This window comes from Hymenobacter jeollabukensis (genome assembly GCF_005771675.1).
GTDB classification, from domain to species: Bacteria; Bacteroidota; Bacteroidia; order Cytophagales; family Hymenobacteraceae; genus Solirubrum; species Solirubrum jeollabukense.
Map to the genome: position 1 here is coordinate 1 of NZ_VAJM01000015.1, position 21,319 is coordinate 21,319.

Here is a 21,319-nt window from a genome sequence, read left to right on the forward strand (position 1 = left end):
CTCCCGCACTTGCCGCAGCTCATCGTGGTCTGAATCATACCGCTTGTACGTAAAAACCACGCATTAGACCACCGCCAGCTGAACAAACCAAGCCAGAAGTTATTCCCCTGTTTGGGAAATAACATGCAAGGACATAAAGTGCTGAATTTTAATATATTACTTAACTGAGAGGTAGTGTTTAGCTATAGATGAGCAAAAGAGCACAAAAAAAAATTATCAGTAGAATTGCAATGTACGGGCCAAATAAGTTATATTCAATATAAGGTTAATCCAAGGGTAAAATGTGGGAGTATATGGTTAAGATGCAATATTCATTCTATTGTACAATAGTTCAATTGTAGATGCAGGGTAGCGAAGCCGAAAAATGGATTTCTTCTGATGCAATATGAAAACACAACCCGACGCACTGCCAATTGAACAGTTCATTCATGAGTTGTCAGAAATAAGAGCAAATGCTCTTAATGATATTAGAGCTGGAAAATTCGGCCTTCCGGTTTTTTTACAGAATGAGAATAGCACCGAAGCGCAAAGACGACCTGAAATTATATTCTTGTTACAACTCGGTGTTTACCCGGAATATAGAGAAACACATTTCTTGTCGCGACAAATCCAAAGGTTAGATGATGTTGATTTTATTTACCGAATAGGCGAACAGATATTCGATGAAGCTAAACATACTAAGGTATTAGTAGATCAATTGCGAGTTTGGGGTGCTGAGCCTTTTGTGTTTTGGGAGCAACCTATCATTGAATGGTCTGGTGCGTTTGACTACATGGACAGACAGGTTCATCCTGCCGAATACTTTGTGGGTTCTAACTTTATTGGTGAGGGTTTATTTTTAGGCTCTATTATGGCTCCAATGTCTAAATATGATCCTGAAACATTTCAGGTGTATGTTGAACATATTATGCCTGATGAGCCAAGGCACATTAATATAGGCAAAGATATTATTGCGAAATATTGTACCACGTATGAATTGCAAGAAAGGGTTAGAAGGGTCGCCACAATTGTTGCGAAGCAATACTGCCTCGGCTTTGAAGCTGCTATGAATTATGCTAATTGTGCTAAGAATGGCAATGATCCTTCTGACTTTAGAGATCAAACTCAAAAACAACGGGCAAGCCATTTTGTGATATGAGTAAAAAATCTGATCTCGAAATGGTGCTTGGTGTTAAGGTGACACCTGAAAGTTTACTTTGCTTTGGCACTGAAGATGGAAGAAAATTATCAGTGAAAGCATATGCTATAACACATGTTTATTTCAAAGTGCCAGAAGAAGTTGACTTTGAAAGATGCCTTAAAGATTTGAAGTTTTTTTCGTCTGTACTCCGTATCCGGAAGGCCGAGGATGTACATTATGGATGGGATGCGCTTTACTATTCTAGAATAACTAGGATAGTAGCATTTGATATTATTTGGTATGGTGAAGACTTTTTCAACAAAAGAAAAGATGCCTACAAATCCACAATGCATCAAAAAATATTTAGGGAATATAACCTGAATATAGACGATGTAACGGTAGAACACCTGAAAATCTAAATATCTTTGGCTTATGAGAGCGCTACAACTCGACCAACTTCAGTATGTTGCCAATTTTCGGGGGATTATGTATGAAGCTCCTGAAGAGTTAATTGATGGTGATTTGAGAACGGTAGTAACATCGATATCAAAAGCGTTTGCAATTGATAAAGAAGCTGCCTTTGCGACATTCGCAGATCCTCAAGAGCATGTGAAATATTTTGAAATAATAAAATCCACTACGCCATTGATTCCAATGGAGGGTGTGCTTGAGGCGAATCAATACTATGTATTTGAACATGTGCAAGAAGAACGATTGCCTCCTAGAATGATGTTGATCAGATACACATTAAATCCCCCAAACTCGATATTGAAAGAAGCAATTGCTGATCCATTTAATGAGCTTGATCCATTAGCAGATAAAAAGAAAGGTAGAGTCGAGATTGATTTCAGAGATTTGGGTAGAAATTCTACAGAAATAACTTGTAGATCTACATTTGTTACAAATAATGGCCCAGTTTTCGTTCGTGGTTTCATTGATCATGTATGGTTGAATTTTTATGAACGATTAATGGTGGAAACTGGCGAGATTTCTAAGGATGATATGTTAACTGGTGTTTGATGGACATATGGCTGCATCGTAGTGGCTCAACGAAGATACCGCGTAGCCTTATAGCCGTATAGGAACAGGCGCACGCAGGCATTTAGCAGCTTGAGGGAACGGGAAAAGGACTGGGACTTGCGCTCGAGCCGGCCGAGGCGGGCGCGCAACATAGCGTTGAACCGCTCAATGTGGTTGGTCGTGCCGCGACACGTGGCGAGCAGGTGCTGGCGTCAGGGCACCACGCCTTGGTAGGCATCACACAAATCGGTATAGCACCAGGCGCGGCGATAATCCGGCGGCAGGCGCCGCCAGAGTCGGTGGGCGTTACGCTTGCCGCGGCAGCCCAGCGCGTAGGCTGTAGTACTCCCCAATTTTTGGACAGCTACGGCGGTCTACCTTAGACAACGCCATGACTCCAAAACGCACCCGTCGCCGCTTTACCGCCGAGTTCAAGGCGGAAGTGGCCTTGGCCGCCCTGACCGAGCGGCAGCCACTGGCCGAGTTAGCTGCCCGTTATCAGCTGACCGTGGCCCAGACCAGCCACTGGAAGCTGCAACTGCGCCAGCAGGCGGCCCAGGTCTTTGCGCCTGCTGCCGGTAGCGCGGCCCCGCCTGCTCCGGACCTGGAGCCGCTGTACGCCGCCATTGGGAAGCTGCAGATGGAAAACCAGTTGCTAAAAAAAATACAGCGGCCGTGACGGTTGCCCAGCAACGGGCGCTGGTGCAGGCCGGCACCGAGGGCAGCGTGGCAGCCCGCTGCCAGGCCGTGGGGCTGGCCCGCAGTAGCTACTATTACCGCCCACAGGGCGAAACGGCACTGAACCTGCAGCTCATGCGCCTGCTGGACGAGGAATATACCCGCCACAGTTTCAAGGGCGTCGTGGGGATGCGTGACCACCTGCGCCTGCTGGGCTACGCCGTCAACGAGAAGCGCGTGCGCCGGCTCTTGCGCCTAATGGGTCTACAGGCCGTCTATCCCAAGCCGCGCCTGTCGGTACCGGGCGCCGGTGTCACGCGCTATCCGTACCTGCTGCGCGAGCGGGCGGTGGCGGCGCCCAACGAAGTGTGGAGCACCGACATCACCTACATCCCGATGGCCCGCGGCTTCCTCTACCTGGTAGCCGTGCTAGACTGGCACTCGCGCTACGTGCTCAGCTGGGGGCTGAGCAACACGCTAGACGTGGGCTTTTGCCTCACTGCCCTGGCCGAGGCGCTGCGTCAGCAACCGGCCCCGTACATCTTCAACTCCGACCAGGGCAGCCAGTTCACCAGCGCCGCCTTCGAGCAGGCCCTGCTAGCGGCCGGCTGCCAGATCAGCCGCGACGGGCGCGGCCGCGCTACCGACAACGCCTTCGTCGAACGGCTATGGCGCTCCGTGAAATGGGAGTGTGTTTACCTCAACCCCGCCGAGGACGGCCGCCATCTCTACCAGCAACTGTAGGCCTATTTCACCTACTACAATCACCACCGCCCCCACCAAGCCCTGAAAGGCCAAACGCCTGCCACCATCTACGCCCAAACGCCTACCTTCAAGCCCGAGCCCATTTGCTTAACGAACCCCGCTTAAGCTGTCCAGTTTTTGGGGAGTAGTACAGATTACACTCCCTACAGCCTCTGAATCTTTTGCGGCTGATCTTCCACCACTCCTTGTTATATGTGTCCAACGCCCGACCCCGAAGAAGAGCCAACGGTTCCTTCTCACAACATCACGGACAAGGAACTCGACCGGGACTTGATCAATCTACACTTGCCGGAGCCGGACAGCTACATCGGCACCGAGGCCGAGCTTCGGAAGCTCTACGGTTCGGAGGAGTACGACCGCATGATGGAGGGGTTTAAAAATCTATAAGTTGGAAAGCTGATCGTACGGCACCAAAGCTTGGTTATGGAATCTACTGAGTACAGAGAAAGCCTGCAGCAGGCTGCCACCGCGCTGGTTGGTATTCGCGGGCAGCTGTTTGACCTGGTTTTCCAGGTCGCCATCACCGGCGAGCTGAAAGAGTGGGCTGACAGCATCGCGGTCGGAGAGCAGGTTACGTTCTCCAAAGAGATGTTCGCGGGCTGTGAGGATACCAATGTCCGGTTGCTCACGCAGCTGCTCACGGGCGTTGAGCAAACCTGCGACTCGTTGCTAAACCTGAACAACCTGCACCTCGGAGACGACTGAGCGTGGTTGCAGCCGATCTGCTTATCCCTTTATCACTGTGTTACCGCAACGTATGGCGCACATTTTCCCCATCAACACTCTTTACTTTTCCGGCCAACTGCCGACGCAGGCCCCTCGGCTGTGGCAAGAGCTCACGGCGGTGCTGGAAGAGCACCACATACCCTATTCCCTACTGCCGCTGACCAAAGACATCTGGGCTGTCGACTACATGCCGGTACAGGTGAGCCGGACGGAATTTGTGCAGTTCCGCTATGATCCATCGTACTTGAAGTACAAGAAGTACGCCGACAAGCGAACCGATGCCGCTCCGATCATGGCGACGCTGCCCCTGGGGGCGGCAGCTACCAGTACGCTGCGCCTCGACGGCGGCAACATAGTCCGGGTGGGACAGAAGGTTATCATTACTGACCGGGTGTTTGCCGAAAACCCCGGTATTCCGGCTAACCAGGTGCGCCGGCAGCTCAGCGAGGAATTGCGGGCCGAACTGATTATTATTCCCGCCGATCCGCGCGACTTCACAGGCCATGCCGACGGCATGGTGTACGCTTTGGATGAGCGAACGGTGCTCGTCAACGACTACCAGGGCAAAGAGGCCACTTTGGGGCAGCAGGTAACCAGTGTATTGCAGAACGCCGGCCTGACGGTCATCCCGTTTCCCTACTTTCCCCAGGAAGAAAACGCTACCTCGGCGGTGGGCGCCTACATCAACTTCGTACGGGTGGGGCCCTTGGTGCTCTTGCCGGTGTTCGGGCTGCCTGCCGACGAGGCGGCGGTGTACCAGACCGAGCTATTGTTTCCCGGGTGCCAGGTGGTGCCACTGCTGGCAAACGAGTTGGCTCCTCTAGGAGGATTGCTACATTGCGTGACCTGGGCCGTAGACCAGCCCGGAGTACATGCCCTGCCGACGCAACTGCCCCAGCATAGCCCCCACTCATATTATGGGCGAGTACCGTTTCAGTTATGGGGCGGTGTGACCGAGCCTAACCGTCCTTTAGACCGGCGGGACCGGTACCGCGGGAGCCTGCTCGGCGCTACCTACGGCGATGCCCTGGCTGCCCAAAGCACTCCCACCGGGATTCCGGCGCAGGCCACAGCGGTGACGCAACTAATGCTGTTCACAGCGGAAGGGCTGCTCCGGGCCGAGCACCGCGCCATGCAAAAAGGGATCGGCGGGGCCGAACCCCAGATCGTTTGGGAAAGCTGGCTGCGCTGGCTCAGCACGCAGGGTATTGACCGCCCCGGGTGGCATAGCGCCGACGAATGGCCTTCGGGCTGGCTCAGCCGGCAGCCGGTGCTGAAGCACTCACGTAAGCCGGCTCCCACGACCTGGCAAGCCTTGACAACCGCGCCTGCTCACCCGCCACAGCCCTTCGTGAATGCCAGTATGGGTGCGGATCCACTCGTGCGGGTAGTACCGTTTGGGTTGTTTCATTTTCAATCTGCGGCGTATGCCATGGAACAGGCCACAACTGTAGCCGCCTACACCCATGGTCATGCCGTAGCCCAGGCGTCGGCTGGCATGGTAGCTGCTATCGTGGCCCTGCTGGTGCGAGGTATTACCCTCGAAGAAGCAGTCCGGGTTGCCTACCACCTGCTGCCTCCCAATTCGGAAACGGGCGCAAAGTGCCGACACGCCGTGAATATGGCCCTGCAGCTGCACGACAAACCGACCCACTTGCTCGCAGAAGAATACCACCAGTACATGCAGGCGCGAACCGCGCCGGCGGCGCTGATGGGTGCGCTCTATCACGCGCTGCACTTCCAGGATAGTCCCGAAAACGCCCTCATGAAAGCGTCCCAGGCAGGCGGACGTACCATGGCCGCGTTGACGGGTGCCCTACTCGGGGCGCATCTGGGAGAATCGGCTTGGCCCAGCGCCTGGCGAAGCCGGCATGACTTGGCTGGGCTTACGTTAACTATTGCTGACGATTTGTTTACGCGCGTTAAGGGTAGTTCCTATACCTTAGACACCGAATGGTGGGATCGTTATCCCGGCTACTAACCGGATTGAGGGTAGTCTGCTGATGAATGAACATTGATTTTCTTTCTTGGTCATTTACCCAGGAATGCAAGCCCGCTAATACTTTTAACTCGGCAGTATGAATGCAAAGGATCAATTCCTCTTTGTTGTTTCACAGGTAGTAGGTGCTGTTACTCTCAAACATGCAGCAGACCTGCTGACTGATTACAGCTCTCCACCAGATACGCTGAGTGAACAACTGGCCTTTCTGCGTGCATTAAAGAAGCGAACGCCTCATTTTAAGAAAGAGGTCAGTGCTGAGCTCTGGGATGAAGCGTTGCTGAAGACAGATAAAGTGCTTAATGCAGCCGCTAAGCACAACATCACTACGCTTAGTATTCAGGATTCCCGCTACCCTACCTTGTTGCGTCGGTTACCGGACGCACCTTATTTCCTGGACGTCAAAGGAGATGTAAACTGCCTGACCAACCGGTGCGTGGCGGTAGTTGGTACTCGTGAGATTACTGAGCACGGCCGCTTGTCCGGAAAGCGACTGACCGAGGTTTTTATTGACCATAAACTCACCATTGTAAGTGGGCTCGCCGTGGGTTGTGATACCGTTGCCCACCAGGCTGCCGTCGATGCTGGTTCGCCTACTATTGCTGCAATGGCCGGAGGGTTGGATAACATTTACCCCAAAGAGAACCGGAAGCTGGCCGAGCAGATCGAAGCCCGTGGCTGTTTGATCAGTGAATACCGCTGTGGAGTCCGACCCATGGCGCAGATGTTTGTCCAGCGCGACCGGCTTCAGAGTGGACTGAGCTTGGGGGTCGTGGTGATCGAAACCGGAGTAACCGGTGGAACCATGCACACGGTTGGCTTTGCCCGCAAACAGCAGCGGCGTCTGGGGTGTCTGTATACGCACGCACAGCCCAAGTATGCCGCTCAATGGGCCAATGCGGAGAAATTCCAGGGTAATGCTTCTTTGGTGTCAGAGGGCAAAGCTGAGCCTCTGTACGATTTGCCCTCGATTACCACCTTTATTGATTCTCTGGCCAGTGTAGAAGCCGCCATTCCCGGCTCCAATCAATCCCGAGGTCAGCTTAACCTGCTATAATAAATATTCATGCAGGCGGCCATATTTGACCTTGACCAAACGCTGGTCGACTCGAGCGCAGTACTGGCACTGCGGCAGGCCCGTCGTTGGACAGAGGTGATCAGGGAGTTAGGCCAAGTACAAGCCTACCCCAATGCATCGGCGTACCTGAAAGCTTTGGAAGAGCACGGAATTCCGTATGCCATCGTAACCAATGCGCCGCGTATGTACTGCGAGGCGGTTGTCAGTCGATTTGGCTGGCAGCCGCAGGCGATAGTTGCCTGGCACTGTACGACCCAGCATAAGCCCCACCCTGCTCCGGTCTTGAAGGCGCTTGCTGCACTGAATCTCTCCAGGCTCGACGACGTCTATGGCTTTGGAGATGATCCTAACGATGTTATTGCCTACGCACGAGCGGGTATTGTTCCGGTAGGGTGTCTATGGGGCGCAGGGAAGCCCGAGGAGCTGCAGCGAACTATCTCCCTGCATCAGGGTCGGCTCGTTCAACAGCTACAGCCCGACCGGGTGAAAAAAACGGTGATAAGCCGTTGAGTACCCTGGCCGCGAACCAATGGGGTCAAAAACCACGCGTATCGACGGTGCGGGCCAGGAAGAGTCCTGTAACCTGGCTGGCGCCGTGCGTTCGCAGGGCTGCAGCATTTTGCAGGAACGAAGCACCTGACGTCATTACATCGTCAAATAAAAGAATGTGACGACCAGGGATGCGGGCATCCGTGTAGCGAAGGTTGTTGACCTTGTTCACGTTCACCAGCCCCTTTTTGGGTTCCTCGTCTACAACCCGCTGAATGCACTCGTAGCCGTTCTCTATGCCCGTTAACTGGCAGAGTAGCTGACAAAAAGTTTGATACCGCGATTTGGTTTTTGCCTGGGTGGAAGCGGGGATCACTACCAGCATCATCTGCTGAAGCACCACCGGGCTGAAGGAACGCAGCAGGGTTGTGGCCAATCGGTAAGCCACAAGGGCAGGGTTCTGACCGTCTTTGAAGTTGTAAACGCACTGACGATCCTGCTGCTGGGCGGGAGTGGCCTGTACCCGGGTGGGCAGATATGAAATCAGGCAATGATACGGATACCCGCTTTTGCTGCTCGTTTCGTAAAACAGCTCTTGGATTGCGCGCGCGTAAAGCGCCTGTTCCGTTGAAGTTGAGCCTGGCGAGGCACTTAATGTGGCGCGAAGAGCTTCTTTGGCCGTAGCTGCCTCCCGCTGAGCTGCAGTTGCCTGTTGCTGGGCGGTCCGGAGCCGTTGTTCAAGCTGTTGGTTCGCACTTAAACGCAGCCGGTTAGACGCCTGCTGTTGACTCAGTTCTTCCCGAGTCGCCTCCAGCGAGGATTGCAAGCGCGTCACTGTCTGTTGAGCCACTTCCAGCTGGGTCTGAATTACACTCAGCTGCTGGCTTTGTTGCCGCTGCTGTTCCTGCCGCTGCTTTTGCTCGGCATCCAATTCAAGCCGGGCGGTTTCCAGCGCGGCGGCAAATTCATCAGCCTGCCGGTGCCATTGCTCCTGATGGAGGGCGTGCTCCGTTTGCTGCTGCTCAACCAGCGCAACCTGAGCTGCGGCCTGTGCTTGCCAACTTTCAACCTCTGCCAGGGCTTGGTCACGCGCCGTTGCAGTGCTTTGCAGCCGTTGAAGCAGCTCCTTGAAGCGCGGCCATTGGCTTAGCGGAAAAGGAAGCCGGACGCTCAAGCGCCGCTGTGCGGCGTCCACGTGCTCGATGAGAACCAGCGCCTCGTCTCCGACACTGAAATGGTCTTTTAATTCGACGTCTGCGGGCGCGTCCGGAATAGCAGAGCGGTGAAGCAAGCCTTCAACTCCCGGCTCCAGCTCGACAAACAGGCCGAAGTTGGCAATGTTAATGACTTTGGCTACGGACTCTTTTTGAGGAGGATAGTTGACTTCGGCGCTGAGCCAAGGGTCGGGCGTTAGTAACCGGATGCTGCCGTGTAACAACATCTTTTCCTCATCACGGGAGGTGATCACCACCTGCTTGATATCGCCAAGCTCTGGGACAGGATGGTCTCGCCCCCACCCAAGCTCGTCCAGACCTACCCGAATGGTCAAGGCGCCGGCACGAAGCGCGATAAACTTTGGATTGCAGTAGTCTACCTGGCCCTCGATAATGTGGCCGATGCTTACGAGGCTCATTTCCAGAGCTCGTTGTTGCATTAAGGCCTCGCGGGCTTGCTGCCGTGCCATTCGTGCCGCTTCTGCAGCCTCCCGCTCACGGGCCGCGAGTTCCTGCTTGGCTTCCCGGTGTGAGACCACCAGCTGCTTGGATACGGGCTTGATTTCCAGAATCAGGACAGGAATGGTTTTCCCGACCAAAGGGTCATCCTCCGACGCAACGGTTGCCATTTTCACGGTAGAATGCGACCCCGGGATGAATGCTTCCCGTCCCAGTACCTGGGCTACGTATCCTCCTGTATTGCGGCGGAGTACTTCTGCCTGCACAATATCACGTACTTCCAGGTGCGCTTTGACAACATCCAATGCAGCTCCTGGAGTCACGGGGCGAGGACGCGCCGCGGTGCTTCCCCGGGTAAGCAGAACCGGAAGTTCTATTCTGCCAAGTGCCGTTAAGCCCTTTAACGGCAAAGCCGTGTCAGCTGCGCGAATAACAGGGTCGGTAGCAGTAAAGTCCTCCATACGTTGCGGAGTTGGGTGAAATAGACTTAAAGCGGGGATGTTGTGTCTTTATCAGCGAGGGGGCCTAACTTACTGATAAAATAAGTGGCTCCAACCGGGCCTTACAGCCGTTGGACAGCATCTTGAGCGCCGACCAACATATCAGACTGTAGATCGAGCTGCAACGAGCCCGTCGGGTGAGCTTTGTGCTGCAGCAGCTGGTAGTGAAAGCGGGTATTTCCGCCTGTCTACAGGAGGCGGCCGTGGCCGCCACTGAACTGATTGATTGCCGCTTGAGCATTTTGCACTCGGCTGTCCTGAAGCTGGGGGTCGAAGGACAGCGAGGTATTCTCCAGAATCTTGTGAGCTCGAAAAAGTATTAGTTGCTCTTTGGCCTCTTCCAGCTTTTCATCGATGGATTTTTCGCTGTAGGCTTTGATCACAACGACGATGAATTCGAAGCAAAAGAAAGCCGCCGTGAAGAGCAGATACACAAATAGCATGACGCCATCGGCGCGGATTAACTCATGCATAGCTTTCAGGCGTAGCAGCAGCGCACTTCCTTTGAAGTCCTGACGAGCACTGTCCTGCGCGGCCCGGGCAAGAGTCGCACACTCCTGCTTTAACGTTTCAAGTTTGTCCGCCTCCGTACGGTACGCTTTTTCAAAATCACCGGCGAGCTGCAGCTTAAGCCGGGCAATACGCCCCACTTTTGCGATGCCGCTGCCAGCCGTCCCATCTGCTTCCGCACTCGCAGCAGCGAGCGCTTCTTGCCAGAGCTTGTCTTTGGCGCTCACCAGCTGTTGTTGCGCTTCGATCCGGGCCCGGTAGCTGGAATCGACCCTGGTAGCTTCCTGCGCAGTATACGCAGTACGATAGCTGGCTACCCGATTGCTGATGTCATCTTCAAAGACCACCTGGTCCATGCTGATGGAGCCGAGCAAGGCGATCACGAGGCCCAGCATAAAGCGAAAGGCAGTGATTACTTTGTTGCCCCTGGACATGATCACGGAGCGCTCGATGAGGAATATGACCATCGCGGCGATTGATGCGGTGGCTAAGGCTGCTGCGACGCTTCCCTGTATTACCTGACGGACCAGGAGAAAGCCATTGATGAACCAAAGGCATACCGGCAGCAGAAGGCAGGATGCGAGCAGGATGATTTTCCGCTTGCTGGCCGGTTGGAAAGCGGCCGTGTAGGCAGGGTCTTCCCCGATGAGGATACTGGCGAATTTCAGCATGATGGTGCAGTAGGTTAAAATAGGGAACCGTGCTTGAGCAGCGCCTCGCCCTCCACATACTCTTTGAGCCCTTGGGTAAAGCCCAGCTGATAGCCGTGCAGCACGCTCATAATCCAGCCTTCATCAACGGCTGATAACTCCTTTTGAGTAGTTAAGCGCTCGATATCCGATTCCACTTCCCGAATGGCGTTCGTCAGTTGGGAGGAAGTGGCATCGTGCATGGTCCCGATGCTTACGATATGGTTCAGCAGAGTTAGGCGCTGGGTGCTTTTCTCCTGAATCAGCTGGTCCACTACCAATTGAAATTCCGCTTTGGTCTTCTTCTTCCAGATCGCAAAGCTTTCCGCCGTGTGGTAGAGGTAGCCATCGCGCCGCCCCAGGTTCCAATAGTCCTTGTTTAGAAAGAGCGTCAGCTTGGTCGGCTGGGCTTCTTTCGGGTTGGTAGTCGCTGCGGAGTGGGGCGGGGTAGAATCGACAAACAGGTCCGCTGAGGGTACATTCTGGCTCGTCGGCAATTCGGTTGCAACGGTAACCGGGACGGGCTTCTTCTTGAAAAAGTTGAATTTAAACATGGCTGTTGGCTCCTATAGGCGAGTTAGATGGCGAAAACCGGGACGCGAAAGCTGGCGTGCCCATTCCTGTGGCAGGAGGCGCAAAGGGTGATGAGAAGATGGGCTGGGTAACACCAGGGAGCCACGAACTCACCTGGATGACGAAGCCAGTGGTACTGGCGGTGGTGAACCTGCAGATCAGCAGTAGCGCCGCAGTTGCGGCACCTGTGCTCATCCCGGGCCAGGATTTGCTGCCTTTTGTGGCGCCACTGGGGCGTTTGGAGCAAATCAGCGTAGCTAGGGGACAACTTGCTGCCCGTCATAACCTAGGCGGCCAAGCCGAGACTAAGGCGCTTGGATTTCAGCCGGATGTGCTTGAATGGGTTATTGGAGCGATAGCAGGTGACGACTTGATTTGAATCACCCGCGACAATCACTACCAGGTTCTTCAACTCCTTGCCCACTTTGAGCAGGCTTGCCGGAATGTTTTTTTCACCCAGGATATAGTACAGCAACTTCTGCTTGCACAGGCATTCCCCATACTGCAGCACTAAGGCAATTTTGTCGGTGTCGATGCCGCGCTGGGCAGCCCGCACGGCAGAGTGCCGGGTGTGATTGAATTCCAGCACTTCGCTGCGCTCAGTCTTGGGGTCGCTGACCTCAAAGCGGAAGTTGAGCAGTGGATCGGGCGCGGGGCGCGGGGTGAGGGTTGGCTTCATGTTGTGAACTTCTAAGGGTACAACAGTGAATAGCAACCTGGCCAAAACCTCAACCCTGCTTGTGGCTATATTTTTGAAAATCTTCCGACTTCAGAATTAATTCATTGGCTGACAATGCAATAAAATTTAAAAATCATTTTGTTGACGGCTACTCTGACCTGGTTAATGCTACTCCGCGCTTGGCAAGCGTGCTGTTTTGAGTAGCTTCGGAATAATTCAATGACGAGCAATAGCTACCGGCAGCAGATAGAATCAGTCAACTGCTGCTTTTGCCGGAACCGCTAAGCCCGTTTTCCCTAAAAGGTGTTGTTTGGACGTCGCACCACGGCCAATCATATTTATCATCGCCAAAGAGCCTGGCACGTGTTTCAGTCAGACGAAGAGATAATTAAAGCCATCCGTACCGGAGATCGACGAGAAGCGGCACTCGAATGGGTGTACCAGGAATGTAAGCCTCAGGTCAAAAGCCTGGAGTGGAAGTTTCAGTGTTCTCCGGAGGATTGTGCCGACGCGTTGCAGGAAGCCGTTTGGTCGCTCTATGACAAAGTGGTCAGGGGAAGGCTGGTTCTCACGGCTAAGCTGACGACCTACATGTACCGGGTATGTCAGAATCAGTTGATGACCCTGAAGCGGGGCAGCCGCAACATGCCGCTGGTGGAGCTGGGGGAGGAAGATGGGCTAGTGGAGGAAGAAAGTACCGAAGAAGAGCTATCAGTGCTGGAGCAGCAGCTGGATCGCTTGCTAAACGAGCTGGGGGAGCGCTGCCGCGCTATTATCGTGGAGTTTTATGCCGGGGGCACGAGTCTAAAGACGTTGGCCGCTAAATACCAATACAGCAGTGTAGAGACTGTTTCTTCCCAGAAACACAAGTGCATGACGCAGCTCAGACGAAAATTTCAGGGTGCCTGACGCTATGGATTCCGAACAAGACCTCACGTTAATTGACGCGTACCTCAACGGCACCTTGTCGGCTGAAGAACAGGCGGCCGTAGTTGAGCGGTTGGCCCGCGACAATGATTTTCAGGAGCTATACAAGTTTACCCAGTCCGTGCAACGGGTTGCCCGGCAACAGGAACGCCGGCGGATCAAGGCGATGCTGCAGGCGCTGGACGATAAAAGCGCTAGCCCGGAGCCCGTTGACGAAACTGGTTCCAAAGTCATTCCAATAACCAGTCAGCCTCAAGACGACTTAACGATCAAAGCGCATACCCCCAAGGTCATCCGGTGGCCTCTTACCAGTATCGGCATTGCGGCGTCTATTGCAGCAATCTTACTGGTGTGGCAGCCCACCAGAAGCAGTAATGATGAAGTATTTGCGGCCTACGCCGGAACGACGGCCAGTACCGTCACGCTGCCAGAGTCGGTCGGGCCGGAAGTAGCGGGAGGAATGCGGGGGGCGGAAACTGTTGTGGAAGGCTTCAGTGCAGCTGAAACGGAAGCGCTTGCCCAAGCAGTTTATATGCTGCAGGCTAAAGAGTACGACAACGCCAAGGTGCTCCTGAATGAGTTGGTGCAGGCCAAGGGCGAACAGCCCATTCTGCTGCAAAACCTGGCGGTTGCCCAGCTGAACTCTAATGAGGTAGCCGAAGCTGTCCGTAATCTGGAAAGTCTACGCCAACATCCGACGCAGGCTTCCCGGAATCAGGTAGAATTTGACCTGGCCCTCGGCTACATCAAGCAGGGGAAGTTGCGTCAGGCCCGGGCACTGCTGCAAAGGGTCGCCCAATCCCGTTCAACGCTTGCCAGACCGGCGGCCGCCATTCTGGATAAGATGCGCTGGTGGTTTTAGCGATTGCGTAGCGGATTAGCTTAGCGGCTTATCAACTAAAATGTGAATGAGTAAACATCTATCCACCGTTGCGGTACTGGGCTTATTTGGTCTTGTTGCGTATCTGTTAGTGAATATTGTTCACTTGGTGTGGACGTACGTCAACCCCGAGGGATTCTGGAGCTTTCAGGTTTTTCTTGACGTACTACGCACTACGTTCTTCGGCTTGCTATTCGTGGTGCTTCTGTTGGTAGCCTTCGGAATCCTCTGTAACAGCATCTACCGGTATGTGAGAGGCTCGTTGCGCCGCGATATCAATAAGGGCAATCCCTTGCATGATCTGGCTTATGTGGTGGTGTTACTGGTATCAGCCCTGGTTGAGTACTGGTGGGCAAGGTGGTGGGTGGATAAAATAGACTCCGCGCTGGCCGATAAGTATAGCTACGTCACCCAATCCAAAAAGCTAATCGCCGCAGGAAGTTACGATCAGGCCTTAACAGAAGCTAGGGCAGCTTATGAGCACGCGCAGGCCGCAAATGTCGGTTCCGGTAAGTTTTTTCTGCTGACTCATATATATCAGAAGTCTTCCTATGCTCGGTTGCAACAGCTGTCAAACACCTATGCTACAACCGTTAACTACGCTTTCTGCTTGGCAGAAACGAACACCTCCACTAGTCAAGCAGACAGCTTGTATTCGGTTGCATTGCGCCTTGCGGAAAGCAAGCAATTCAGCACGCAACCGGAGTATCGGATATTCCCTTTGGTTAGCCTGAGCCAGCTAAGCTTGGCTCAAGGCCAATACCAGCGGGCCGAGCGCTACTTCGACGCACTGTTGCCTTATGCGCAGTTAGCCCAAGGGGAGGATATTGATTACGCCATTTCAGCATTATTCATTTTCGCTCAGCGGGCGTACCAGACCGGACAACCGGAAAAAGCTCTTGGGTTAATCACCCATGCCGTAACGCTCTACGAGCAGAGTGAGGAAAGCCGGGAGACTTCTTTCTACGCTCGGCTGCTGATAAGTGCCGGTCTGGCGGAGTTACGCGCGCAGCGCTTGACCCAAGCAGGACAGTATCTGGTCAAAGCCCAGCAGGTAGTGGACTCGAAGCGCAGCAAGCAGGTTTACCTCGACTTTTTGCACGCCAAGGGCATCTACTGTATGCAAGCGGCTCAGGCCGGCACGGGCGATGAGGCATTACTTCAATCAGGCTTCTGGCACAAATTGGGGCAGCTGCTGGAACCGGCGCGGCCGCTCACCGAGCAGTTTCGTCTCGAAGCCGAACAATGCTTGCAGGAGCTTGCAGCGGAAAGCAAGGATCGCAACGGAGCCAAATCGGTAGCGTACGCGCAGAACATGCTGGCTTTAGCCCAGCTTTACACCAGGCAACGGCAGTTCTCTCAGGCACAGCCGCTGAATGACCAGGCATTAGGCATCCTCCGGGAAGTCAGAAGCAGTAACCAGGATGCCTACTTTGAGGCGCAACTTCAGGGCACAGTAAATCGCTACTACGCCAATAAGAAGCAGCCGTTAGAGCCAGCCATACGCGAGGTCGAGCAGTACTACTTCACGGCACTAGCCTCCCGATTCGCCTTGTTTACCGAGGAAGAGCGTGAGCACTATGTGCTAGGGGTAAGCAATGTCACCAATACGCTTAACAGTATTCGGCTCCTACAAGGGGGAGGTACAGCCGGCGAGCAGGTGTACAACAGTATATTGGGAACCAAAAGCGTCGCGCTGTTCGCCACGCAGCATCTGCGGCAGGCGCTGGCCGGAGCCAAAGGCCAGGAGTTAAGTAATTATCACCGCCTGCTCAGCGACCGGGCCGCGCTTAACCGGCGTAGGCTTACAGGGGCATCCGAAGCCATTGTGGAGGAGACGGAGTTGAAAAGTCGGGAAAAACAGTTGCTGTACCAACTGGCTACAACTTCTCATTTTACTCCTTTCAATCCTGGCGCTGTGCGGTGGAACGACGTGCGCCAAGCGCTTCAGGACCGGGAGACTGCTATTGAAATCGTTGCCCTGCCGACGCGGCCTCTGGCGCCTGATTCGCTTACCTATTACGCCCTGCTTACCCAGCGGGCATACGCGCAGCCCAAAGTGGTACCGTTGTTTCAGGAACATAGATTGACCCGGTTACTTAATCAGGCTGGTGCAACGGAAGCTCGTGTTAACCGCATTTACCAGGAAAAGCGCGATTCCCTGTATCAACTCATCTGGGCTCCTATAGCGTCTGAAGTCGCAGGGTCGCGTAAGATCTACCTTTCTGTAAGCGGCGTATTGCACACGGTTTCCTTTGCGGGCTTTTTACCACCAACAACGCCCGAAGTCGTGCTGCTCAGCAGCACGCGACAACTAACCACCCGACGGGATGCTGCCGTCGGCTATAAAGCAGCCGCTTTATTTGGCAACATCAATTATGATTACACAACGAAACGGGCTGATTCAGCGGCTGCTCTCCGCTCTGCTGTCAACACTGCTAAGTGGCCGCGTTCCCATTTTGCCCCATTGCCCTACACTGCAGTGGAGTTGGCGTCTATCCAAAATCTGCTGGAGAGAAGGGTGCCGGGAGCAGTTACCCTTTTTGAAGACACGGTAGCTTCTGAGGCTGCTTTCATGCGCGTGGCCCAAGCGAATCCCACTGTGCTGCACGTAGCCACGCATGGGTTCTTTTTACCAAGTAAAAGTTCAACGAATCAGTTCAATTTGTCTGTCGGTAGTAGCGCTTATGATGAGCAGCCCCTAAGCCGTAGCGGGATTATTCTGGCTGGGGCGAACGCTGCTGGGGCGACGCAGGCAGATCACGACGGAATCCTGACCGCCGAAGAACTCGCCCGGCTGGATATGGCGCACGTTGATTTGGTGGTGCTCTCCGCTTGTGAAACAGCTTTGGGAACCGTCAAGGGCAGTGAAGGTATTTATGGGTTGCAACGAGCTTTGAAAATGGCTGGCGTACGAAGTTTCCTGGTTAGCCTTTGGAAAGTGCCGGATAAGCAGACTGCGGAACTTATGGCTCTTTTCTACGAAGGGTATGTACAAGGCCTGCCTAAAAATATTGCCTTGAAGCGCGCACAGCTAGCAATGCAGACGAAATACGCACAGCCTTTTTATTGGGCTGGATTTCAGTTGCTGACGGATTAGTAGGCTGTTCCAGCCAGCGCTAACATTTGCGGAACGACAAGTCGACTCTGTTGGGAACTCTCGGCTGAGTTTCGACTACGCCGGCAAATACGGTAATTGATACTTGAGTTTTCAATTTGCAAATCGCAAACAGCCAGTTTGCTCATTTTGTAAAGTTTTTCTGCTGCGAAACATTACAAAATGATAGGTGTATTGCTTGATAAACAGTTGGTTGTTCCTAGTGGATGATCATAGCTGCGCTGCCAGTGCGGACGAGTTTCAACAGGTGAGCCAAGGAACTGGCTTGGCCGTTAGACGCCAGCCCCATCTATTCAGGGGCCAGAGTGAATATTCTCCGCAGCTATCCAATAATCCAGCAGATAAGCAGGACTTTTGAAGCCAAAATCGGAGTAATTAATACAGGGTATGATTTAAGATTAAACTTCAGCTAATTGGCTCACAATAGGCTCAGCATGCACGGTCGGGATGTGATAAATGGCGTTTTCTGATACATAAGGGCCGTTTTTTGTGTGCGGCCGTGCCAGGGCAATGGGCTCACTAAGGGCTCACAGGTGCTTGGGGGGGCGAACCCGGGCCAAGGCTACCACACCATCTCTTCGTTGGCTTCGTCAAACGCCCGGACCTGGGTAAGCTGTGCTTTCAGCGAACCATAGGAATCCGGCCGCAGCTCCGCCGTAAACGCCTGGGCCCGGTCAAGCATCCGCAGGTACAACCCTGGGTCACGTTGCCGGCTCAGCCGGCGCAATGCCCGCAGGTAGTCCTGGCGGTAGCTGGTGGTGATGATGAGGCGACTCAGCCCCCCGCGCACCAGCTCCGCATTCATCATGATGCGGGCTAGGCGGCCGTTGCCGTCGTCGAAGGGGTGCACCTCGCTGACGATGAACATCATCATGGCCGCCCGGGCCAGTGGGTGTTCCAAGGCGTTGTAGCACGCGAAACCCTGGTGCAGGGTGCCGCGCACCAGCTCAGGCTCCACGAAGTTGGTGTTGCCGGCCTGGTTGGCGCGCTCCTTCCACTGGCCGGGGCGCTTGTCGGGCCGCTCGCGCAGCAGCGTGGCGTGCCGGCGCTGCAGCAGGGCCAGCAGCTCGTCGGCCGTCGCGGGCACCACCCGCATTTCCGCGGGGTTGCTGACCAGGTGGTACGTGCTCAGCACGTCGTGCGAATCCGCGTGCCGGCCGGGCACGGGCGCGTTACCCAGCACCATGTCGTGCGCCTCGTCCACTTCGAAGACGGTTCCCTCGATGAAGTTGGAGAAGTAGGCCTCGAAGAAGGCCAGTTCGTAGTAGGCCGGCGGCTGGGGCGCCGAGTCGGGGCGGCTGGGTAATGGGTGCTGGCGCAGGGACGTGAGCAGGGTGGTGAACAGCTCCAGCCGGTCCGGGTCGTAGGGTAGGCCCAACACCCGCGCCCGGGCAACGGGCGAAGTGAGTAGCTTGCTGGGGGCCGTGGTCAGCAGCGCGGCGATAACCTTAGTGAGACGGTCAAACTCGCTTTCCCAGCCCAAGTGGGCGGCCATTGTGCGGGCCTGGTCGCGCAGCGCGTTGAGGCCCTCCTCGCCGCGCACGCGCAGCAGGCGCTCCAAGTACTCCTCTACGGCCGACCCAGGCAGGGTTTTGCTGATGCCACCGCGGGTGCGCCCCGGCTGAAAGTTCTCGAGCAGGGCCCTGGTTTCGGACGCAAAATACAAGGTGCTGTTGCCAAAGGGACGGTCCAGCTCCTGTGGCCCCGGGCCGGGAACCAGGTGCACGGTAAGCCCCGGCAAGGACACTTTTTTGGCGTATTTGTAGGTAAGGAAAATATCCCCTTCCGGCGTAGGCTGCGCGTCCAGGCCCGAGCGGTGGCTGATGACGGCGTTAGGGTAGAGGTGGCCGAGCAGCGGCAGCCACTGCCGGCGCACGAGCAGGGCTGGGTCAGTGGTCAGGTCCGGGGTGTACACACGGGGCAGCAGCTCCCGCAGCTCCCCGGCCTGGCGGGCCTGCTGGATACGCCGGCTGGCAGCTTTATCAGAAGTACCAAAAACCAACAAGGGCCAATAGCTCTTTTTTTCCATTAAGCGAGAGTAGCAAACCAGGCAGATGGATAATTTTCCAATTACAAACTAAAATTAGCGAATATTTTCCATTAAGACACGTAGGGTTTTACTACAGGGCGGATTTAGAGAACAAGCGTAGCTGACGGTCTATGCCGGACTACAGCGCAGGATAAAATCTCCGGGCGATTAGAAAAGTGAGGTGAGATTGCGGTCCTTTCATGCAAAATCGCTTGTTAAACGCCGGAAAAAATCATGCTACTAAGCTTAACGGCGGCTTGTCTTATGCGTATTGGCTAGCTTTGCTGTCCTAAGCAGTTACCGAGCATGCTGGCCTTGACATCTACCGATTTGCATCGTTGCCCCCGGTCAGCAGGTCTCTCTGCGAACTGGCTGGGCTGGACGCACCGGCAGTCGCTGCCTATTCAGGAGCGGCCTGCCCTCTTCGTGGGTTCCCTCGGGTAATGCTTCCGTGCAGGTAGCAATCGGCACGCTCAAACGCCTTATGGGCTCGTTGAGGCTGATTCCCTGTTTTCTGTCCGGCCCCAAAGGCGGCCGCAGGCAGCGCGTTTCCCATCCTTTCCGAAGACAAGCTATTTTATGGCCGCGAGTCCCTATCGCCGCTTTTCCAGCATTTGCCCTACCGTACAGGCGCTGCTGATTCGGCTCATTCAAGAAGAATTTACCCCTTTGCTACCATTCGCCACCGAAGTGCCTGCCGCCGCCTGGGTCCGGGCAATTACGCTGGCTGATCCGAGCTTTCTGTATTGCGCCGCCCAGGAGCCTGTGATTCGGATTTGCCCGGAGTCCTATAAGCAGCTACAAGAGCACCTGGAGCAGGAACTGGTACCGGCTGCATAGTAGGGGCAAAAAGCAAGGCCGACCAGAAATCCTGGTCGGCCTTGCTGTTCAAGCCATTCCGGCCGTGCACCGCAATTTTTTTCCCTACTGCCCCAGCACATACACCGGAACGGCCTGCGCGTCAGCGCCGCGGCCGGTTTCCTTTTTCACCTCCCGGCCATCGAACAGGATGGCAGCCGTGATTTCCGAGGAGGCCGTGCCCCCTTCAGGCTGGCCAGCAGACTCAGGTGGTCCCCCTGCTTCATGGTGCGCTGAAGCGGTAGGCGGCCGGCAGTGAGACGTTATTGACTGTGGTACCGCCGCCGCTCTCGTTGTCGTAGCTGATGTAGTCCGACGCCGGGGCAGTGGTAGAGGAAATGCGATATTCCACCTCGTATCCTTTAAGGCCGGTGGACGTCGCGTCGTCTTTGGAGCAGCTGCTGGCCGTGGCCAGGGCGGCGCAGCTCAGCAGTAATCAGGCAAATTGTTTCATCGGTCGGAAAGCATTAGCGGAAGTGATACCGCAGGCCGGCGCCGGCGTAACCCGGCCACTGGTCGAGCAGCGGATTGTTGAACAGGTAGCCCTTAGTGGCGGTGGCCACGAGCGAGATGCGGTTGCCGAGGAACACGTCCACTTCGGCCCCGGCCTGCGGACCGTAGGTAAAGCGCTGCGGCTGTCTGGCGTCGGCCGGTAGCTCCGTAGTGCCGTGCTCACCGGTGCGCTCGTAGCCCGCTGCGGCCCCTAGCAGCAGGTGCACATAGGCTACTTCCCCGAAATGCAGCAGCTGCGGAGCCAGCAGCACCCGGCCCGCGTAGCTGGCGTATTCGCCGCGGCCATCCAGCCTGCCGGTTTCGCGCAGACCGCTGGCCCGCAGGGCCAAGTGATTGGTGAGCATGCTGATGTAGCTCAGTTCGTAGTAGGTGCCTTGTTCGGAGCGGCCCAGGTGGGCGCCCCAGCTAGAAATATGTCGGACGTGGCGCTGGGCGAGCGCCGGCACGGTGCCGACCCCCACCAGCAGCAAAGCCGCTAGCAATAAGTTCTTCATG

21 protein-coding genes are annotated in these 21,319 nt (G+C 55.1%); 14 read left to right on the top strand and 7 right to left on the bottom strand.

Annotation, left to right across the window (positions count from 1 at the left end; all coding sequences use genetic code 11):
- Positions 1 to 385 precede the first annotated feature (385 nt).
- The 3 genes from FDY95_RS22010 to FDY95_RS22020 are packed head-to-tail and all read left to right on the top strand — an operon-like array spanning position 386 to position 2,140.
- Positions 386 to 1,138 carry a hypothetical protein gene (locus FDY95_RS22010; protein ID WP_138081071.1) on the top strand — a complete coding sequence of 251 codons (753 nt, stop codon included), beginning with the start codon at positions 386 to 388 and terminating at the stop codon, positions 1,136 to 1,138.
- Complete coding sequence (locus FDY95_RS22015; protein ID WP_138081073.1) at positions 1,135 to 1,539, top strand: hypothetical protein; 405 nt, start codon at positions 1,135 to 1,137, stop codon at positions 1,537 to 1,539. The genes FDY95_RS22010 and FDY95_RS22015 overlap by 4 nt, the downstream gene beginning before the upstream one ends.
- Before the next feature lie 13 nt (positions 1,540 to 1,552).
- Positions 1,553 to 2,140 carry a hypothetical protein gene (locus FDY95_RS22020; protein ID WP_138081075.1) on the top strand — a complete coding sequence of 196 codons (588 nt, stop codon included), beginning with the start codon at positions 1,553 to 1,555 and terminating at the stop codon, positions 2,138 to 2,140.
- 26 nt (positions 2,141 to 2,166) lie between these two features.
- On the opposite strand, the gene FDY95_RS27155 is transcribed toward FDY95_RS22020, so the two are convergent.
- Positions 2,167 to 2,343: an IS1 family transposase gene (locus tag FDY95_RS27155; RefSeq protein ID WP_394348401.1), complete on the bottom strand. Its 177-nt coding sequence runs from the start codon at positions 2,341 to 2,343 to the stop codon at positions 2,167 to 2,169.
- Positions 2,344 to 2,531: 188 nt separating this feature from the next.
- Between FDY95_RS27155 and FDY95_RS22030 the strand changes: the two genes are divergently transcribed.
- The 7 genes from FDY95_RS22030 (at position 2,532) to FDY95_RS22060 (ending at position 7,896) form a co-directional block, all read left to right on the top strand.
- Entirely contained in the window at positions 2,532 to 2,819 is a 288-nt protein-coding gene (locus FDY95_RS22030) for a transposase (RefSeq protein ID WP_138081079.1), read from the top strand.
- Positions 2,816 to 3,562, top strand: coding sequence for an IS3 family transposase (locus tag FDY95_RS22035; protein ID WP_138081081.1), 747 nt, complete (start codon positions 2,816 to 2,818; stop codon positions 3,560 to 3,562). Before FDY95_RS22030 ends, FDY95_RS22035 begins: the two co-directional genes overlap by 4 nt.
- A 213-nt stretch (positions 3,563 to 3,775) precedes the next feature.
- Entirely contained in the window at positions 3,776 to 3,970 is a 195-nt protein-coding gene (locus FDY95_RS22040; protein WP_138081082.1) for a hypothetical protein, read from the top strand.
- Between the two features lie 36 nt (positions 3,971 to 4,006).
- Positions 4,007 to 4,288, top strand: coding sequence for a hypothetical protein (locus FDY95_RS22045; RefSeq protein WP_138081084.1), 282 nt, complete (start codon positions 4,007 to 4,009; stop codon positions 4,286 to 4,288).
- Between the two features lie 52 nt (positions 4,289 to 4,340).
- Positions 4,341 to 6,290 carry an ADP-ribosylglycohydrolase family protein gene (locus FDY95_RS22050; RefSeq protein ID WP_138081086.1) on the top strand — a complete coding sequence of 650 codons (1,950 nt, stop codon included), beginning with the start codon at positions 4,341 to 4,343 and terminating at the stop codon, positions 6,288 to 6,290.
- Positions 6,291 to 6,387: 97 nt separating this feature from the next.
- Entirely contained in the window at positions 6,388 to 7,365 is a 978-nt protein-coding gene (locus tag FDY95_RS22055) for a DNA-processing protein DprA (protein WP_138081088.1), read from the top strand.
- Positions 7,366 to 7,374: 9 nt separating this feature from the next.
- A complete protein-coding gene (locus tag FDY95_RS22060; RefSeq protein WP_138081090.1) occupies positions 7,375 to 7,896 on the top strand; it encodes an HAD family hydrolase in 522 nt (173 codons plus the stop codon).
- 25 nt (positions 7,897 to 7,921) lie between these two features.
- On the opposite strand, the gene FDY95_RS22065 is transcribed toward FDY95_RS22060, so the two are convergent.
- The 4 genes from FDY95_RS22065 to FDY95_RS22085 all read right to left on the bottom strand — a co-directional run bounded on the left by FDY95_RS22065 (position 7,922) and on the right by FDY95_RS22085 (position 12,499).
- A complete protein-coding gene (locus FDY95_RS22065; RefSeq protein ID WP_138081092.1) occupies positions 7,922 to 10,009 on the bottom strand; it encodes a S1 RNA-binding domain-containing protein in 2,088 nt (695 codons plus the stop codon).
- A 227-nt stretch (positions 10,010 to 10,236) separates the two neighbouring features.
- Complete coding sequence (locus FDY95_RS22070; RefSeq protein ID WP_138081094.1) at positions 10,237 to 11,229, bottom strand: DUF4407 domain-containing protein; 993 nt, start codon at positions 11,227 to 11,229, stop codon at positions 10,237 to 10,239.
- Positions 11,230 to 11,243: 14 nt separating this feature from the next.
- Positions 11,244 to 11,801 (bottom strand): hypothetical protein, encoded by a 558-nt coding sequence (locus tag FDY95_RS22075; protein WP_138081096.1) that lies wholly within the window; start codon positions 11,799 to 11,801, stop codon positions 11,244 to 11,246.
- Between the two features lie 305 nt (positions 11,802 to 12,106).
- A complete protein-coding gene (locus FDY95_RS22085) occupies positions 12,107 to 12,499 on the bottom strand; it encodes a DUF4258 domain-containing protein (RefSeq protein WP_138081100.1) in 393 nt (130 codons plus the stop codon).
- A 303-nt stretch (positions 12,500 to 12,802) separates the two neighbouring features.
- Here FDY95_RS22085 and FDY95_RS22090 point away from each other — a divergent pair, with 303 nt between their 5' ends.
- The 3 genes from FDY95_RS22090 to FDY95_RS22100 are packed head-to-tail and all read left to right on the top strand — an operon-like array spanning position 12,803 to position 17,406.
- Positions 12,803 to 13,408 (top strand): RNA polymerase sigma factor, encoded by a 606-nt coding sequence (locus FDY95_RS22090; RefSeq protein ID WP_138081102.1) that lies wholly within the window; start codon positions 12,803 to 12,805, stop codon positions 13,406 to 13,408.
- A 4-nt stretch (positions 13,409 to 13,412) separates the two neighbouring features.
- Complete coding sequence (locus FDY95_RS22095; RefSeq protein WP_138081104.1) at positions 13,413 to 14,288, top strand: tetratricopeptide repeat protein; 876 nt, start codon at positions 13,413 to 13,415, stop codon at positions 14,286 to 14,288.
- A gap of 46 nt (positions 14,289 to 14,334) precedes the next feature.
- Positions 14,335 to 17,406: a CHAT domain-containing protein gene (locus tag FDY95_RS22100; RefSeq protein WP_138081106.1), complete on the top strand. Its 3,072-nt coding sequence runs from the start codon at positions 14,335 to 14,337 to the stop codon at positions 17,404 to 17,406.
- A 580-nt stretch (positions 17,407 to 17,986) separates the two neighbouring features.
- Here the strand turns inward: FDY95_RS22100 and FDY95_RS22105 are convergent.
- Positions 17,987 to 19,453, bottom strand: coding sequence for a Fic family protein (locus tag FDY95_RS22105; protein ID WP_138081108.1), 1,467 nt, complete (start codon positions 19,451 to 19,453; stop codon positions 17,987 to 17,989).
- Between the two features lie 579 nt (positions 19,454 to 20,032).
- Here FDY95_RS22105 and FDY95_RS22110 point away from each other — a divergent pair.
- On the top strand, positions 20,033 to 20,293 hold the full coding sequence (locus FDY95_RS22110) for a hypothetical protein (RefSeq protein ID WP_138081111.1): 261 nt from the start codon (positions 20,033 to 20,035) through the stop codon (positions 20,291 to 20,293).
- Positions 20,294 to 20,778: 485 nt separating this feature from the next.
- Here FDY95_RS22110 and FDY95_RS22115 read toward each other — a convergent pair whose 3' ends face one another.
- On the bottom strand, positions 20,779 to 21,318 hold the full coding sequence (locus FDY95_RS22115; RefSeq protein WP_138081113.1) for a hypothetical protein: 540 nt from the start codon (positions 21,316 to 21,318) through the stop codon (positions 20,779 to 20,781).
- Position 21,319: the final 1 nt, after the last annotated feature.